General features: G+C 47.3%; 1 protein-coding gene and 1 pseudogene. Both read right to left on the bottom strand.

The features are described 5' to 3' along the window. A pseudogene (locus tag HMPREF2779_RS08910) lies at positions 1–545 on the bottom strand (peptide ABC transporter ATPase); the annotation flags it as partial. A 1-nt stretch (position 546) separates the two neighbouring features. Next, positions 547–1,008, bottom strand: a 462-nt coding sequence (locus HMPREF2779_RS00700; RefSeq protein ID WP_233992164.1) for a DUF6318 family protein, incomplete at its 5' end; no start/stop codon positions are given.

Here is a 1,008-nt window from a genome sequence, read left to right as displayed (position 1 = left end):
GGCTTGCCTGGCTCTAGCGACTCTGCAGCGTGGCGGATTTCCTCCATGACTTCTTCGTAGGTCGGGCCGGTGGGACCCGGGCTGTCGGCACTGGTCAGGGTGCGGGTATCGTTGGGAATGCAGCTAGCAGAAGAAGGACTATGTCTGCTTCCACCACGGTCGATAGGAATTCCGTTTTCGTCTACGGTCATGTTTGTATATCCAACATGCCCTACTCGTCCGTCTAGCGTGGTGCAGAAGAAATTGTTGGGGTTGTCTTTATAAGATGTAACATAAAATCCCTCGCGCCGTTTTGTCGTATCTGTTTCGGGGGCAGGCGTTACTGGCTGGTTTGTAACGGAATCAATATCTGAAGCGCTTCCTGTTCTTTCCGTATTTTCATTTCCAACCATTTCTTTAGGAGGAATTTTCTCTTGGCATATGCTAGCAGTATTATTTGATGAACATTCACTCGTTTTTACATCTGCAAATGAGGGGAGAATACTAAGTTGAAATATTTGTATGCTTACAAAAGGGAGGAAGAGAATTTTATGCCACTGCTTCATTTTAATCTTCAACCTTTACATACCCAATAAGCTCCCATTTTTGACCGTTGTGCTTTAGCTCAATTTTATAAGTGTCGTTAGTTTTATCTTCATTGGTCCAAGAGCGCCAACTACCATCAGCCGCGACATAAATCTCCTTTTCCCAGACATGGTAAGCCTTCCAAAAATAAGTCTCCCCGTCCTCAGACCACGGCGCGCCATCAGCAGTCAAGCTTTCAATACCATCAATCACCCAACCACCATGCTGGTAAAGCCTCTCGACACCCTCATAAGCCTCCAACTCGCTCTTAAAAGTCGGCGACACAAACTGACGAGCCATCGAATAATCACCAGTCTGCACGCCATAATTACCCCATTTGACCCAAGCGTCCAAAGTCTTACGCATACCTTCAACAGACTTCTCACGGTACCCGTCTTCAGGCTCAGCAGGCTTGGGCACATTCTGCGCCGGACCGTACTTATC

This window comes from Rothia sp. HMSC069C03 (assembly GCF_001811075.1).
Classification (GTDB): Bacteria; Actinomycetota; Actinomycetes; order Actinomycetales; family Micrococcaceae; genus Rothia; species Rothia mucilaginosa.
This window is presented reverse-complemented; position numbering and strand designations above follow the sequence as displayed.